This is a genomic window from Micromonospora matsumotoense, from assembly GCF_050951065.1.
In the GTDB taxonomy this organism is placed as follows: Bacteria; Actinomycetota; Actinomycetes; order Mycobacteriales; family Micromonosporaceae; genus Micromonospora; species Micromonospora matsumotoensis.
In genome coordinates this window covers 4,088,360-4,103,928 of sequence record NZ_CP192025.1, presented here as the reverse complement: position 1 = coordinate 4,103,928, position 15,569 = coordinate 4,088,360, and the positions used below count along the sequence as shown (strand labels likewise).

The following is a 15,569-nucleotide window of genomic DNA, read 5'->3' as shown; positions in this document are numbered from 1 at the left end:
CATCCTTTCCCGGCGGACGCCGGTGTCGAGGGGGAGGGGGTCTGGTCAGGAGGTCGAACAGCGGCCGGGCGCCGGCCCGGCCTGGGGCGGCTGCCGGGCGAAGCCGGCCAGCGCGGCGCGGGCCCGGCCGGGGTCCGGCACCGGCACGGCGGCCAGCAGCGCCCGGGTGTACGGGTGCGCGGGCCGCCGGTACACCTCCTCGGCGTCACCGGACTCGACCACCCGTCCCTGGTGGAGCACCACCATCCGGTGCGACAGGTGCCGCACCACCGCCAGGTCGTGGGCGATGAACAGGTGACCGAACCCCAGCTCGGCCTGGAGGTCGGCGAGCAGGTTGATGATCTGGGCGCGGACGGACAGGTCCAGCGCGGACACCGGCTCGTCGGTGACCAGCAGGCGGGGGGTGCCCACCAGGGCCCGCGCCAGGGCGATGCGCTGCCGCTGCCCGCCGGAGAACTGCCCCGGATACCGGTGCACCGCCTCGGCCGGCAGGCCCACCCGACCGAGCGCCTCGGCGACCAGCGTGCGCCGTCGCACCGGGTCGACGCCACGCCGGTTGAGCAGGGGCTCGACCAGGGAGTCGCCGATCCGGCGGGCCGGGTTGAGCGAGCTGAACGGGTCCTGGAACACCAACTGCACGTCGCGGCTGAGCGCCCGGCGTTGCCGCCGGCCGGCGTGCGTGACGTCCACCCCGTCGATCGCGATCCGGCCGCCGGTGACCGGGGTCAGGCCCAGGATCGCGCGGGCGATCGTCGACTTGCCGGAGCCGGACTCGCCGACCAGGCCGACCGTCTCGCCGGCGGCCACCGTCAGGCTCACCCGGTCCACCGCACGTGTCGCCGTCCGTCGCCGCCCGAGGTCGACCACCAGGTCGTGCACCGCCAGCAACGGCTGCCCCGTCACGCCGCCACCCGGTCCTCGTCGGGCCGTACGCACCGGACGACGTGCCCGGGGCCGAGCCGGTCCAGCGGCACCGGGGCGCGTCGGCAGGGATCCCCGGCCAGCGGGCAGCGCGGCGCGAAGCGGCACCCGGTCGGCCAGTCCCCGGGGGCCGGCACCGTGCCGCTGATCGTGGGCAGCGGGCCCGCCCGGGACGCCCGGTGCGGATCGGCCGCCAGCAACCCCCGGGTGTACGGGTGCCGGGGGCGGGCGAACAGCTCGGTCACCGGGCAGGACTCGACGACCTGACCGGCGTACATCACCACCGCCCGGTCGCAGAGCGCGGCCACCACCCCCAGGTCGTGGGTCACCAGCAGCACGGCCATCCGCCGTTCCCGGCTGGTGCGGGCGAGCAGGGCCAGGATCTCGGCCTGCCGGGTGACGTCCAACGCGGTGGTCGGTTCGTCGGCGATCAGCAGGTCCGGGTCGCCGGCCAGCGCGAACGCGATCGCCACCCGCTGGGCCATCCCACCGGACAACTGGTGCGGGTACCGCCGTGCGGCGGTCTCCGGCGCGGGCAGGCCGACGTCGCGCAGCAGCGCCAGCACCCGTGCGCGGGCCGGACGCCGACCCAGCCCGGTGTGCCGGCGGACCGCCTCGGCGAGTTGGACGCCGACGCGCAGGGTCGGGTCCAGACTGACCATCGGGTCCTGGGCGACGTACCCGATCCGGCGGCCCCGGACCGTGCGCCACTGCCGGTCGGTGGCCCCGACCAGGTCGACGCCGGCGAAGTGGCAGCTGCCGGTGATCCGGCCGTCGCCCGGGGGCAGCCCGAGGATGCTCAGCGCGGTGACCGTCTTGCCGCAGCCGGACTCGCCGACCAGACCGACGATCTCGCCCGGACCGACGTCGAGGTCGACGTCGCTGACCACGGTGGTGCCGGTCCGCGCCCCCCGGCCGGGACGGGCCGGGAGCTGGACCGACAGCTGGCGTACCGACAGCAGCGTGTCGGCGTGGCGGGGCGTGCCGGCCGGCGGCGGTGCGACGGAGTGGGCCGGGGTGGACAGCACGGGGTGGGCGGGTGCGGACCCCAGGGGGTGGGCGGGTGCGGACCCCGTGGGGTGAGCCGGTGCGGGTGCCGTGGTGCGGGCGACGCCCGCACCGGGTGACCGGCGTCGGCGGCGGGCCAGCTTCGTCGCCGACCAGGCGGCGGTCGCGCCGTCGCGGGCGGCGTCGCCGAGCAGCACGAAGGAGAGCACGGTCAACGCGACCGCCAGCCCCGGCGGGACCAGGGCCCACGGATGCCGGACGATGACCGCCCGTGCCTCGTCGATCATGCCGCCCCAGCTCGGCTCCGGCGGCGGTGGCCCGAAGCCGAGGAACGCCAGGCTCGCCTGCATCACCAGGGCGACCGCCGCGACCAGCGACGCCTGGACGATGACCAGGCCGCGCAGCCGGGGCAGCACGTGCCGGCGCAGGATCTGCGGCGTGGAGAGCCCGGCCAGCCGGGCGGCCGCGATGAACAGCTCCTCCCGGGTCGACCGGGTGGCGGCCCGGACCACCCGGATCAGGCCGGAGGAGAGCAGCAACCCGAAGGTCAGCATGGCGATCGTGACGTCACCCGGGAAGACGGCCACCACCACCAGCAGGATCACGATGGCCGGCAACGCGAACAGCAGGTCGGCCAGCCGGCCGACCAGCGCGTCGACCAGCCCGCCGAGGTAGCCGGCGAGCAACCCCAGACCCACCCCGACCACGGTGGCGGTCAGCACCGCCACCAGCACCCCCCACAGGGTGTCCGCCGCGCCGTACGCCAGCCGGCTGAGCAGATCCTGGCCGAGCCGGTCGGTGCCGAGCGGGTGCGCGGCCGACGGCCCGCTCAGGGCGGCGGGCAGGTCCTGGTCGACCGGGTCCCGACCGGTCACCAGCTCCGGGTGCAGGGCACACACCAGCACCAGCGCCAGCCACAGCAGGGCGAGCAGCACCAGCGGGCGACGCAGCAACCGCGCCGACGCCCGGCCGGGCCCGCTCACCGGGCCCCCACCCGGGGGTCGAGCCACGCCTGGGCCAGGTCGGCGAGCAGCCCGATCGCCACGACGATGAGGGTGTAGCAGACCACCGCGCCCTGGAGCACCGGGATGTCGTGCTGGGCGGCGGCGAGGGCGGCCCCGGAACCCAGGCCGGGCAGGCCGAAGATGTTCTCGATCAGGACCGTCGCGCCGAGCAGGCTGGCGGAGATCACTCCGAGCAGGGCGACCACCGGCACCGCCGCGGTCCGCAGCGCGTGCCGGTAGACGATCGACCGGGTGGACAACCCGTTGGCCTGCATCACCCGGACGAAGTCCCGGCTCAGCACGTCCAGCATGGCATCGCGGGTCTGCTTGGCCACGGCGGTGACCGCCGCCAGCGAGGTCGCGGTCACCGGCAGGGCCAGCGACCGCAGCCAGCCCACCGGGGACTCCCCGAACGGGACGTAGCCGGTCGCCGGGAACAGCCGCCACCGCACCGCCAGCCAGGTGATCAGGACCAGGGCCAGCCAGAATCCGGGTACGGCGAGCCCCACCACGGAGGCCACGTCGACCAGCCGGCCGAGCGGTCCACCCCGGACGGCGCTGAGTACACCGAGGGCGGTGCCGACCACGCCCACGGTCAGCGTGGCCAGCAGGATCAGCGAGACCGTCGGCGTCAGCCGGCTGGCGATCAGCGGGGCCACCGCCGTCCCGGTGCTCACCGAGCGGCCCAGGTCGCCGTGCACGGCGTCGGCCAGCCAGCTCAGATACTGCACGGTCAGCGGCCGGTCCAGCCCCATCTGCCGGTGCAGCGCCTCGACCTGTTCGGGTGGGGCCAGCGGGCCGAGCACCGTGCGGGCCGGGTCACCGGGCACCAGCGAGATGAGCAGGAAGCAGAGGACCGAGACGACGAAGAGCAACGGCCCGGTCCAGGCCAGTCGGCGCAGGACTAGCCGGACCATGGCCACCGGTGGCCGTCCGCACCGGCATCCGCACGGACGCCGATCCCCCCTGTGGTCGTACGGCCGGCCGGGTCGCCGGCATGGTCGAGTCTGATGGCGTCACGCTCCAGCCGTCGGCGGTCAGGGTCGACCCACCGACGGACGTGATCAGCGGCGCGTCGGGGGCCGTGTCCACGCTGGCAGAGCGGAGGTGCGGTTGTCTTCCGCAGACGTGCTCACCCGGTGGGCATCCCGCGCCCTTCACCGGTGTGCGCCAGGACTGCCGGCACGAGCACGTCCCACGTCGCGCGGGGCGGCATCTGGTGCCCCACCCCGGGCAACGGCAGCAGCCGGGCGACCGGCAGTTCGGCGGCCAACGCCTCCCCGTGCCCGTACGGGAAGAGCGGGTCCTCGGTGCCGTGCACCACCAGGGCCGGTGCGGTGATCCCGCCCAGCGCGTCCCGGTATTCGGCGCCGCCGTCGATGGACCAGTGGTTGGCCAGGCTGGCCCGGATGTCGACGGTGCGCGCCACCGCCCGCGCCACGAGTTCCCGCAGCTCCGCCCCGGCCAGCGGGACGGTTCCGGTCAGCGGTCGCTGGCCGGCGGCGATGTGGTCGACGACGGCGTCCGGGTCGGCCCAGTCCGGGTCAGGACGGGACTCGCCGAAGCTGGCCATCAGCGCCTTCGACATCGGCGGCAGGTCGTCGTAGGGGCGCTCGCCGATCCGCAGGGCGGGACTGGTCGAACTCAACGTCAGCGAGGCGACCCGCCGGGGATGCTCGACGGCGAGCCGCTGGGCGATCGCGCCGCCCATCGAGATGCCCCAGACGTGGGCGGCCCCCAGGTCGAGCTGTTCGACCAGGGCGGCGGCGTCGGCGACCAGGTCGTCGAAGTGGTAGTCGGGGTCGCCGGCCGGCCAGCCGGTGGACCGGCCGGTGTCGCGGTGGTCGTAGCGCACCACGTACCGGCCGCCGTCGGCGAGTCGCCGGCACAGCTCGTCGGCCCACCAGTCCATCGAGTTGGACGCCCCGCTGACCAGCAGTACGGCCGGGTGGTCCGGCGAGCCGAAGGTGCCGACGCAGAGCTGCACGCCGTTGGCGGGGACGTGTCGTTCCGTCCCCGCCAACAGGTCCTCGTCGCCAACGGTCCGATGTGTACTCAAGACGGTCTCCTCATGCCCTCGGACCACGCGCGGGAATTCCGCGACCACCGCCGGTCATCGTGCGGGATGATTATCCGCCCCACCGCCTGAGCAAACCGCGTAAAACGCCGGCTATGCCACGAGATGTTCCAGCGTGCCGAGAAGGTCGTCGAGGTCGTCGGTGACCACCGCCCCGTCCCGCCACCGGGCCAACGGGTCCGTCCGCACCGCCGTGCGCAGCCGGTCGGCCTGGCGCACCGCCGGCTCCGGGTCCGCCCCGTCGGCATCGGCCCGGTGGGCCAGTGCCGCGTCGATCCGGTCCAGCCGCGCCCCGGCGGTCTCCCACACCGCCTCCGCCGCGGTCACCACCTCGGCGACCCCCCGGAACAGCTCGTCCATCCGGGCCACCGCCGCCGCGACGGTCAGCTCCACCCGGCCGTCGTCGGTGATCCGCCGCCGCGACAGCGGCGGGGGTGGGCCGGTGACCACCACCGACGCCTGGTCGAGCAGGGCACTGACCCGGGCCAGTTCCGCCCCGGACGGTTGGCCGGGACCGGCGAACGGCCGGACCGCCTCGTCGATCACCGCCGAGTAGGCGTGGTAGACGGTCCACAGCTGCGCCAGATCCGCCCGCGCGGCGGCCCACCGGCGGGCCGACTCCCCGGTCAGCTCGGCGGCGGCCAGCAGGTGCCGGTCCAGGTGCCGTTCCAGGTCCACCAGGTTGGCCTGGATGGCGTCCCGGTCGGTGACCGCCGCCGCCACGGCCGCCCCGGCCTCCGGCGGGGCCAGCACGTCGACCGTGGCGGTGGTCAGCAACGGAGCCCGCCGTAGCGCCGGTGGTCGCGGCGTCGGCCGCCGTCGCCGGACCAGCGCGGCGTCCACCAGGGCGGCGAGCGGCTGCTCGAACAGCCGGTGGCTGAGCGTGGCCAGCAGCACCGCGCCGAGCAGGGTCACCGTCTCCAGTTCCCAGAACCCGGCCGTGCCGTACAGCTCGCGGATCGGGCGGACGGTGCCGCTGAACACCGCCCCCGGCTGGAGGTAGAAGTGCATCACCGCGAAGTGCCACAGGTAGACGCCGTAGGAGACCTTGCCGAGGTGGACCACCGGCCGGGCGGTCAGCACCGCGTCCACCGCCCGGGTCCGGGCCGCCCCCGGGGACACCAGCGGCAGCGACGCGAACAGCCCGAACAGGGCCACCATCAGGTACGTCATGAACAGGCCGCTGGTCGAGTAGATCGCGTCCATCCCGATCACGCTGAACGGGCGGGCGCAGTTGACCAGGTAGACCGCGATCGCGGCGACCCAGAACAGCCCCGGGCGTACGGCGGCGAGCCGGAGCAGCCGGGGGGTGTCACCGGGCGACACCTGGGACAGCGCCAGCAGCACGGCCAGACCCAGACCGATGCCGATGGTCGGCGCGAAGCCCTGCGGCCACCAGAACACCATCCGGTTGTCCCAGCCGTTGCCCTTGACGAAGAAGAGCCAGCCGACGCCGATGCCGATCAGCACCGGCACCGGCAGCAGCAACCGGCGGGCCCGGGCCACCGGGGTCGCGCCCCGGGCGGCGAACCGGTGGCTCGCCCAGGCGATCAGCGGCAGCGCCAGGTACCACTGCACCATGCTCGGCACCGTCCAGCTGACCTCCATCCCGTTGATGAAGTGCGGCGCGAACGGGCTCGGCGAGTAGATCTGCAACAGCAGCAACGGACGCAGCACGTACCAGGGGCCGTCGATGGCGTCCCGGTTCAGCGCCACCAGCACCACCAGATACATCAGGTAGTACGCCGGGAGCAGCCGCATCAGCCGGCGGACCATCGTCGCGCCCTGCGGCGGGCGGGGCCGCCCGGCGATGATCGCCCGCGCCAACGGCAGGTAGAGGTAGAGCGCGGGCAGGACGAAGAACACCCCGATGAACGACGGCAGCCCGCTGACGAAGAACGCGCCGAGGAAGTTGCTCGGCGGTCGGGGCGTACCCAGGGCCTTGGTGCCCAACAGCCCGGAGAACATCGCCACGTGCACCGTCAGCAGCGCCAACGCCGCCAACCCGCGAATCCCGAAGATCGCCGGGTCCCGGTCGCCGCCCGCCCTGCCCGTGGGGGCCGGGGCCCCGCCGCTGTCCCTGCTCGTCACGCTCACGTACTCGTCCTTTCGGTCCGGCCGGCGGGGCGTCGACCGGGAGCCGGCCGGGCCCACGGCACGCGGGATGGTCGTCGCCGGCGTCCAGCGGGCCGGTGGTCAGCGGATGACGGACCGCACGAACCGCAGCGTCGTACGGACCTCGGGGCTCTCCGCCAGCTCCAGTGCCCGCTTCAACTCGGGGACCCGGTCGAGGACCACGTCCCGCAGCCGGCGCAGCTCGGCGGAGTTGATGCTGAAGGTCGTGGTCCCGTCCTCGTTCTCGGTCACCTGCGGCACGTGTCCGCCTCCTCGTCTCGACCGTCCGTGTGGTGCCGGGCGCCGGCACCGCACCGCCGGGGCCGCGACTGTCGGCGGCACCCGTCGTACCGGTTCGAGGATGGATCCGGCGAGGTGGGAGGTCATCTCCGAGCGTGCTCAGCCCCGTCGGTCGACCCCGTCGGGCCGGCCACCGCCGCCCCCACCGGCACCGCCGACCGGCCGGAGGTGACCGTCCGCATTGGGCACGTACGAGGACGTGCGACCCCCTCGTCCTCTGCTTGCATGGGCAGCACACCTGGCGAGCCGCACGCCCGGCGGTGTGCGCGGCGGGGCGTTCCCGTCCCCGCCCCGCGTGGGCCGCCGACCGAGTTCAGGGAGGCACCGCAGATGGGCGACCATGTCGCAGCGAGCAGGACCGCGCGAAGCGGTGGGATGATGGACCGGATGCGCGCCGCGTTCGGCGGCCGGCAGTCGACACCGGGAGCGCCACGAATCCTGGGGGACCGGGCGGTGGTGGCCGGCGGCAGCATCGCCGGCACGCTGGCCGCCCGGGTGCTGTCCGACTGGTACCGCGAGGTCGTCGTGGTGGACCGGGACGAGGTGCTCGGGGTCACCGGCATGCGTAAGGGCGCGTCCCACGCCGTACACGCGCACGGGCTGCACGCCCGGGGCTACCTGATCCTGTCCGACCTCTTTCCCGGCCTGCTCGACGACGCCAAGGAACTGGGCCTGCCGGTACGCGACTTCGGGCTGATGCGGTGGTATTTCAACGCCCGCCCGATCGCCCGCACCGAGACCGGGCTGCTCTCCGTCGCCGGCAACCGGCCGGTGCTGGAGAACTACCTGCGCTCCCGGGTGGCCGGGTTACCCAACGTGACCTACCGGCAGCACACCGACGTGCTGGGGCTGGTGGCCACCGCGGACCGGGGCCGGGTCACCGGGGTCCGGATCCAGGAGCGTACGCCGGGCAGCCCCGAGCAGCGGCTCGACGCGGACCTGGTGGTCGACGCCACCGGTCGGGGCTCCCGGCTGCCCGTCTGGCTGGCCGAGCTGGGTTACGAGCGGCCGGTCGAGGAGCGGATGACGATCGGGCTGGCGTACACCACCCGCACCTACCGGCGGCGGCCCGGCACCTTCGACGGGCCGGTGGCGATCAACCCGGTGGCCTCGCCCGAGCACCCCCGGGGGGCGTTCTTCGGGCAGACCGCCACCGGCGACTTCCGGCTCAGCCTGACCGGCATCCTCGGCGACCACCCGCCGACCGATCCGGCAGGTTTCGAGGAGTACGTCCGGACCCTGCCGGTGGCCGACATCCACCAAGCGGTACGCGACGCCGACCCGACCGGGGACGCGGTCTCCTTCACCTTCCCGGCCAGTGTCTGGCGGCACTACGAGCGGCTGACCCGGTTCCCCGCCGGGCTGGCGGTGCTGGGCGACGCGGTGTGCAGTTTCAACCCGGTCTACGGCCAGGGGATGACCGCCGCGGCGATGCAGGTGACCGCGCTGCGCCGGTTCCTCGACGGGCAGGCCGCCGCCGACGGTCGCTCCTACCTGCGGGACGTGGCCCGGCAGATGCGCCACCCGTGGCAGCTGTCCACCCGCACCGACCTGGACTTCCCCGGGGTGGGGCCGCGGTCGTTGCCGATCCGGCTGCACAACGCCTACCTGGTCCGACTCCAGTACGCGATGACCAAGGACCCGGAGGTCACCCGGGCGTACATGCGGGTCGCCGGGCTGGTCGACCCGCCGCGCACGCTGTGGCGGCTGCCGTTGCTGGTGCGGGTGCTCCGGCTGGCCCGGGACATGCCGGCCACCTCGCCGGTCCCTGCGCCCGCGCCGGTCTCCCCGACGGTCGCCGCGTCGGCACCGTCGTCGGTTCCGGCGGCGTCGGTGCGCCCGCCGGCCACCGGGGCGGGGGACGAGCCGGCGGGCCCGGTGGACGCCGGGCAGCGGGCGGGGTCCTGACCGGCCCAGGGACAGCAGCCGGAGCCGGCGCGGGAACCGGCTCCGGCTGCACCCTGCCTACCCACCCTGCCTACCCACCCTGCCCAACCACCCTGCCTACCGGGCCGTCCTGTCGGGGCACCGTCCTGTCGGAGCCGGTGAACGCGGGGAGGGCGGCGCTCCGGCCGGCCACCACGCGGGTGCCGGAGCGGTCGACGGTGGCGCGCCGTCCTGCCGGGAGGCGGGCCGAACGAGGTGAGTCAGGGGAGCCGCTGGTGCGGGAAGGCATGGTGTGCCGGATAGGTGGTATGCCCCTGCGTCATGAATATGACTGGGTGGCATAAGCGCAGCGGGGAAGGTGGTCCCACCGGGAGCGGTACTCACCGCCCCGCCCCGCGCCCCAGCTCACCGCAGCCCAGGCTCCGCGCCGTGCCCAGGCTCCGCGCCGCGCGTCGCCCCCGACCCACGGTCGGGGACCAGGGCGGGGGTCAGCCGGTCGGTTCCGTCACGCCCGGGCCGCCGGCCAGCGCGGGACCGTAGCGCCGGGCCGCCGTCAGGGCCGCCCAGGCGGTGAGCGTGACCAGGGCGTCGTCACCGGGGTGGTGCGCGCGGAAGTCCGCCACCACGGCGTCGGTCACCTGGTACGAGGCGAACGCGGTGAGCAGGGCGAGCCGTCCCGCCGGACGCTCCACCGGGGACAGGCCGGCGACGGCGTCCTCCACCCAGGGGCGGGCGCTGATGCCGGCCGGACCGTCCTGCGGGTCGGCGCAGCGGGCGGCGACCAGCTCCCGTACCCCGGCGGGAACGATCTGCCGGCCGCCGTCTTCGATCGCGGCGTAGCCCCGGGCCAGCCCGTCGGCGAGCACCGTCGCCCCCGCCCAGGCCAGGTCGGCCGGGGGCGGGGCGGCCGCGAGCAGCTCCAACGCCGCCCCCGGCGGGCAGGGACGGCGGGCCAGCGCACCCATCACCCGGGCCGCCGTCCGCTGCACCACACCCCGGGCCAGCGACGGGGTGTCGGGCAGCGGGGAGTCCCGCAGGAAGACGTTGACCATCCGATTCAGGTAGTGGAAGACCACCGCCACCCCGACCAGCTCCGGGACCTGCGCCGCCGGGGCGGGCGGCGGCCCGGCCGGGCCGTGCGGGGACGGCCGGCCGGCCCACCGGGCCAGCGGGCCCCACGGCCCGTCGTCGAGCCGGTCCACCGCCGGGCCGGCCCCGTCGCCGCCGGGGAACAACCCGACCAGGGCGGCCCCGTGCACGTCGACGCAGTACGGGCAGCGGTTCGCCGCAGAGACCGCCGCCGCCACCGCCTCCTTCGCCGCCCGGCCGGCCGGACCGGTGGCCACCAGGGTCTCCCGCAGCATCGTCCAGCTCGCCGCCAGCACGTCCGGGGCGGGGGAATGCAACGCCATCGGTGGGGCCAGCATGCCGAAATCCCGCTCGACCTGCCCGTACACCCGGGCGACGAGTCCGTCCGCCCGATGCGGGGCGACCGGTCGGACGTGCCGGACGTGGGCGAGCACGGTGCGCCGGGTGGCGCGGGCCAACAGGGTCGCCACGGTCATCCCCTTCCAGATCGGCGCGGTCCCCCGGCCGGATGCCGGGGGACCGCGGTCGAGGTCAGCGAGTCTGGAGCACGGCGCGGCGGCCGGCGGTCGCGCCGTCCGGCGCGGGAGCGCCGTAGGTGACCGCGACCCCGCGCGCCTGGGCGGCCCGGACGATGCCCGGGACGGCCCGTTCGGCCAGCGCGCTGATCGTCAGGGCCGGATTGACCGTGAGGGCGCCGGGCACCGCCGAACCGTCGGTGACGAAGATGCCCGGGTGACCGCGCAACTCGTGCCGGTCGTCCAGGGCCGAGGTCGCCGGGTCGTCACCGATCCGGCAGGACGCCAGCGGGTGCACGGTGTACGCGCCCACCAGGTCGTTGGTCCACGGCATCACCTTCGCCAGGCCGTCGCGTTCGACGATGTCCTTGACGTCGGCGTCGGACAGGTTCCAGCCCCGCCAGGTGTTGGCGGTGGGCTGGTACCGCAGCGGGCCGTGCCCCAGCATCTGCTGGGAGAACCGGTGCGCGTTGCCGGTCTCCGGTGGCGGCCCGAACACGCCCTCGTTGTCGTCCTCGGACATGGTGAAGACGGTCAGCCACGACTTGAAGTGCCGCATCAGCTCCTTCTTCTCCACCCCGAACCAGCTCGGGCCGGTCGCGTCGGGCACCTGGGCGAGGATGGTGCCCAGGCCGGGCGGGAAGTAGAGCTGCTCCAGCGAGTACCGCTCGTACTCGGGCAGGTTGGCGTCGAGCTTGTCCCAGCTGGCCACCGTCGGCCCCCGACCGATCTGGTACGACTCGTAGGCGACCCCGTCGCCCCGGTCCAGGCCCAGCACCTCGCGGACCCGGTCCTCGTCGAACACGGCGGTGTTGAGCCGCTCCCCGTTGCCGGAGAAGTAGCGTCCGACCGCCGACGGCATCTTGCCCAGCGTCGGCTCGGAGCGTTGCAGGATGACCGGGGTGGCCCCGGCGCCGGCCGCGACGATCACGATCTTCGCGTCGATGGTGCCCGCGTCGTGCAGGATCCGGTAGTCCTCGTCGTCGACGACCCGGTAGTGCACCCGGTAGCCGCCGTCGTCGGTGCGGGACAGGTGCTGCACCTCGTGCAACGGCCGGATCGTCGCGCCGTGGGCCAGCGCCGCCGGCAGGTAGTTCAGCAGCAGCGACCGCTTGGCGTCGAACCGGCAGCCGGCCATCATCCAGTTGCAGTTGGTGCACTTGTCCAGGTCGATCGCCGACGGCACCGGGTTGGCCGTGCGGCCCGCGTGCGCGCAGGCCGCCGCCCACAGCCCACCGGGGTACGGCACCTGGTCCCAGCTCTGGCCGGTCACCGGCAGGGCCTCGACCACCCGGTCGTACCACGGGTCCAGGGTGTCCCGGTTGATCGCGGCCGGCCACATCCGCCGGCCGATCGACCCCTGGCGTTCGAAGACGAACCGGGGCGCCCGGGGCATGGTGGCGAAGTAGACGACGCTGCCACCACCCACGCAGTTGCCGCTGAGCACGCTCATCCCGTCCCCGACGACGAAGTCGAACGCCCGGGTGTACGACGAGCCGAGCTCGAAGTCGTGGTCGAAGTCCTGGCCGGACAGCCACGGCCCGCGCTCCAGGATCACCACCTTCGCGCCGCCGGCGGCCAGGTGGTATGCGGTGATCGCGCCGCCGAAGCCACTGCCGATGATCAGGACGTCGGTGCTCTCGGTGCTGCTCATGCCGGGCTCCCGGTGGGGGTCGTGTCGGGGTGCAGGGGTGCCAGTGGGCGGCCGTAGGAGTAGTTCGGGTACCGCCACAACCCGTCGGCGTCCGGCCGGTGGTAGCCGAGGTGCAGCAGACCGGGGTGCCCTTCGGCGAGCGCCGTCACGGTGGACCGGTGCGCCGCGCTGTCGAAGGCCATGTTGCTGAACAGCGCCAGGCCCACCCACATCTGCTTCTCCGGGTGCTCCGGGTCGGTCAGCCGGCGTACCAGCTCGGTGCGGTGCGCGAACGGCAGGGCGACGAACGCCGGCAGCGCCGGGTCCAGGGCGACCCCCTGCTCGGCGGCGTACTCGCCGGCGTGCATGTCGAGGGTGAGGGCCAGCCCGTCGAGCGACTCGGCCAGGCCGCCGGCCGGCAACTCCAGCAACTCCAGCGCCCCGGCGGCGACCGCGCCGCCACCGGGGGCGGCACCGGCCACGGCCGGGTCGTCCGGGCTTCTCTTCTCACCCGGAACAATGGTGTCGGCAAAGGCCTCGATGGTCATTGTCCGCGCTGTGTCTGCGTCGGTGATACTGGGCTGCACGGCGACGCCTCCTGTCCGGTGCGACATTGTTCCGGGCGGTTCCGGGATACTCTTTTCTGCGTTCACCACGGTGTGCGTGAATGTCGGCGTCGGCCGGGTCCGGGGGAATCCGGCCCCGGTTCCGCGCGATTCCGCTGCCGCACATCGTGCACGCATCGACCGCACCGAAACACCTTCCGAAGTGCGGTGGGTGCCGCGGCCCGACATCGGTGCCGCCGTCACCGGCCCGGCGGCCCGCCACCGGGGCCCCGGTCCGCCGCGTCGGGGCCCGTCCCGGGCGGACACCTGCGCACGTCGGGAGAAGCGGGGAAACCGGTCCGGCCCGGACGATGAGTGCACCCGTGACCGGCGTGCGCCCCGAGGTGCCCCGGCGGGTCCCGACCGTTGCCGACGGACCGACCGTCCGGCGTACCCCAGGGAGATGTCCATGCCGACCACCCTCGGTTCGATCCGCAGGCTGCTGCTCACCCCGTCGCTGGCCGAGGTGACCTTCGCCCGGCGCGGCTTCCCCGTCGCCGAGTCGGCGGTCACCCGGCGGCTGGAGGCCATCCCACAGGCGGTGATCTGCGGGTTCGAGTGGGCGATCGACGCCCGCGACCAGTGGGAGGTGGAACGTCGCCTGGAGTTGGTCGACGTCGAGCTGCGCGGGTTCGCCTACGAGGGGGCGACGATGGCCTGCACGGTGCGCGACGCGATGGCCGGCGGGCGTGGCCACCGGGCCCGGGACCTGCTGCGGGGCCGGGCCGAGCGGCACACCTTCCTCACCTACATCGGGATCGGCTTCGCGATGGCCCGGCTGCCGCGTCCGCTGTGGCGACGGGTGCTGCCCGACCTGACCGGCATGCGGTACTACCCGACGATGAGCTGGCTGGCCGTCGACGGGTACGGCTTCGACCGGGCCTACTTCGACACCGACCGCTGGGTGGGCGGGCAGTTCCGCCCCTCGCCGTACCCGTGGCAGGGGCACCCCGACTACTTCGCCCGCGCCTGCGACCAGGGCGTCGGCCGGGCGCTGTGGTTCATCCACGGTGCGCAGCCGACCCAGGTGGCCACGGCAGTGGAGCGGTTCGACCGGTCCCGGCGGGCCGACCTGTGGAGCGGGGTCGGACTGGCGGCCACCTTCGCCGGTGGCTGCGACGCGGACGGGTTGGCCCTGCTGGCCCGGCTCAGCGGCGTCGACCGGCCCCACCTGGGCCAGGGCGCGGTGTTCGCCGCGAAGGCCCGCGACTACTCGGGCCACATCCCGGCGCACACCGGGGTGGCGCTGCACGCCCTCGCCGGAATGACGGTGGAGCACGCCTCCGTACTGGCCGACGACGTCGCGGTGGACGCCGCCGCCGGGCCGGACCTGCCGGCGTACGAGCTGTGGCGGGCCCGGGTGCGCGACCGGGTGCCGGCCGCCGACCCGGCGACCCCCGCCTGACCCCCGCCGGTGGACAGCCGGCGGCCCCCGTCCCGCCCGGGACGGGGCCGCCGACGCGTCAGGCCGACACGGTGCTGAACTGGCCCGGGGTGCGGCCGGGGCCGGCCGGGCCCCGGTATGCCTGCGCCAGGTCCAGCCAGCGGTCGGCCTCCGCCCCGACGGCGGTGAGCGCCAGGTCGGCGCGGTGCCGGCGGCGGGTGACCAGCAGGCACAGGTCGGCCGCCGGGCCGCTGATCCGCTCGGTGGCGTCCGCCGGCCCGAACTCCCAGACCTGCCCGCCGGAGGGCGCGGTGATCTCGAACCGGAACTCGACGTCCGGCGTGTCCAGCTGCCGGGCCTGGTAACCGAAGTCCCAGGTCCGCACGGCGAAGTCGACCAGGTGCCGGAGCCGGTCGGTGCGCTCGGGGCGCAGGCCGAGCGCGTCGGCGATGTCCTGCCCGTGACCGAACAGCTCCATCATGCCGGCGGCGGCCAGCACCGGCGCGGGCAGCGGTCGGACCAGCCAGGGCACCGGCTGTCCGGCCGGCACCGCCACCAGGGCCTGCTCGGCGGTGGCCCGTTCCTCACGCCACTTGGCCAGCAGCGCCGGTGGCGGCGCGGACAGGTAGGGCGAGAGCGCGGTCCGCACGTTGCGGTTGAAGTCGGGCCCGAACTGCCCGGCGAGCGCGACGAACCCCGCCGGGTCCGCCGCGGCCAGGCCCGCCAGCCGGAAGGTCGCCGCCAGGTGGGCGATCTGGTGGGCGATGGTCCACTCCGGCGCGGGGGTTTCCCGCGCCCACTGCGCCTCGTCGAGGTCGGCCACCATCCGGTCGACGGCGTCACCCTCCAGGGCCAGGTCGACGAAGACGTCGTTTCGTGCGCTCACGCGTCTGTCCTCTCGCTCGTCAGCTGTGGCGAGCGTGGCCCGGCGCGTCCGAGGGCGCCGGTTGCCACGCACGACGCCGATCCCGTCGCCGCCGCGCGTCGGGGCGGCCGGTGGCCGGGCCCCACGCCGACGGCGTCACGTCAGC

The 15,569-nt window shown here is 74.8% G+C and carries 12 protein-coding genes; 2 read left to right on the top strand and 10 right to left on the bottom strand.

What is annotated here, in order from left to right:
- Positions 1–45: 45 nt before the first annotated feature.
- The 6 genes from ACQP1S_RS18110 to ACQP1S_RS18085 all read right to left on the bottom strand — a co-directional run bounded on the left by ACQP1S_RS18110 (position 46) and on the right by ACQP1S_RS18085 (position 7,386).
- Positions 46–903 (bottom strand): oligopeptide/dipeptide ABC transporter ATP-binding protein, encoded by an 858-nt coding sequence (locus ACQP1S_RS18110; protein WP_432896739.1) that lies wholly within the window; start codon positions 901–903, stop codon positions 46–48.
- Positions 900–2,912 (bottom strand): oligopeptide/dipeptide ABC transporter ATP-binding protein, encoded by a 2,013-nt coding sequence (locus ACQP1S_RS18105; RefSeq protein WP_432896736.1) that lies wholly within the window; start codon positions 2,910–2,912, stop codon positions 900–902. The genes ACQP1S_RS18110 and ACQP1S_RS18105 overlap by 4 nt, the downstream gene beginning before the upstream one ends.
- Positions 2,909–3,850, bottom strand: coding sequence for an ABC transporter permease (locus ACQP1S_RS18100; protein ID WP_363668056.1), 942 nt, complete (start codon positions 3,848–3,850; stop codon positions 2,909–2,911). Before ACQP1S_RS18100 ends, ACQP1S_RS18105 begins: the two co-directional genes overlap by 4 nt.
- A 215-nt stretch (positions 3,851–4,065) precedes the next feature.
- A complete protein-coding gene (locus tag ACQP1S_RS18095; protein WP_432896732.1) occupies positions 4,066–4,992 on the bottom strand; it encodes an alpha/beta fold hydrolase in 927 nt (308 codons plus the stop codon).
- Positions 4,993–5,103: 111 nt separating this feature from the next.
- Entirely contained in the window at positions 5,104–7,107 is a 2,004-nt protein-coding gene (locus ACQP1S_RS18090) for an acyltransferase family protein (RefSeq protein WP_432896729.1), read from the bottom strand.
- A gap of 99 nt (positions 7,108–7,206) precedes the next feature.
- Positions 7,207–7,386 carry a hypothetical protein gene (locus ACQP1S_RS18085; protein ID WP_357775574.1) on the bottom strand — a complete coding sequence of 60 codons (180 nt, stop codon included), beginning with the start codon at positions 7,384–7,386 and terminating at the stop codon, positions 7,207–7,209.
- A gap of 426 nt (positions 7,387–7,812) precedes the next feature.
- Here ACQP1S_RS18085 and ACQP1S_RS18080 point away from each other — a divergent pair, with 426 nt between their 5' ends.
- The gene (locus ACQP1S_RS18080) at positions 7,813–9,333 is read left to right on the top strand and encodes an FAD-dependent oxidoreductase (RefSeq protein ID WP_432896726.1); all 1,521 of its coding nucleotides are present in this window, start codon (positions 7,813–7,815) and stop codon (positions 9,331–9,333) included.
- A 467-nt stretch (positions 9,334–9,800) separates the two neighbouring features.
- On the opposite strand, the gene ACQP1S_RS18075 is transcribed toward ACQP1S_RS18080, so the two are convergent.
- The 3 genes from ACQP1S_RS18075 to ACQP1S_RS18065 form a co-directional block, all read right to left on the bottom strand.
- Positions 9,801–10,871: a carboxymuconolactone decarboxylase family protein gene (locus ACQP1S_RS18075; protein ID WP_432896723.1), complete on the bottom strand. Its 1,071-nt coding sequence runs from the start codon at positions 10,869–10,871 to the stop codon at positions 9,801–9,803.
- Positions 10,872–10,932: 61 nt separating this feature from the next.
- Positions 10,933–12,570 carry a GMC family oxidoreductase gene (locus ACQP1S_RS18070; protein WP_357775567.1) on the bottom strand — a complete coding sequence of 546 codons (1,638 nt, stop codon included), beginning with the start codon at positions 12,568–12,570 and terminating at the stop codon, positions 10,933–10,935.
- Positions 12,567–13,136, bottom strand: coding sequence for a DUF5987 family protein (locus tag ACQP1S_RS18065; protein ID WP_425413146.1), 570 nt, complete (start codon positions 13,134–13,136; stop codon positions 12,567–12,569). The genes ACQP1S_RS18070 and ACQP1S_RS18065 overlap by 4 nt, the downstream gene beginning before the upstream one ends.
- Before the next feature lie 427 nt (positions 13,137–13,563).
- Between ACQP1S_RS18065 and ACQP1S_RS18060 the strand changes: the two genes are divergently transcribed.
- Positions 13,564–14,559, top strand: coding sequence for a DUF1702 family protein (locus ACQP1S_RS18060; RefSeq protein ID WP_091242967.1), 996 nt, complete (start codon positions 13,564–13,566; stop codon positions 14,557–14,559).
- 58 nt (positions 14,560–14,617) lie between these two features.
- Here the strand turns inward: ACQP1S_RS18060 and ACQP1S_RS18055 are convergent, their stop codons facing one another.
- Positions 14,618–15,364, bottom strand: a complete 747-nt coding sequence (locus ACQP1S_RS18055; protein ID WP_245722445.1) for a TIGR03084 family metal-binding protein — start codon at positions 15,362–15,364, stop codon at positions 14,618–14,620.
- Positions 15,365–15,569 lie beyond the last annotated feature (205 nt).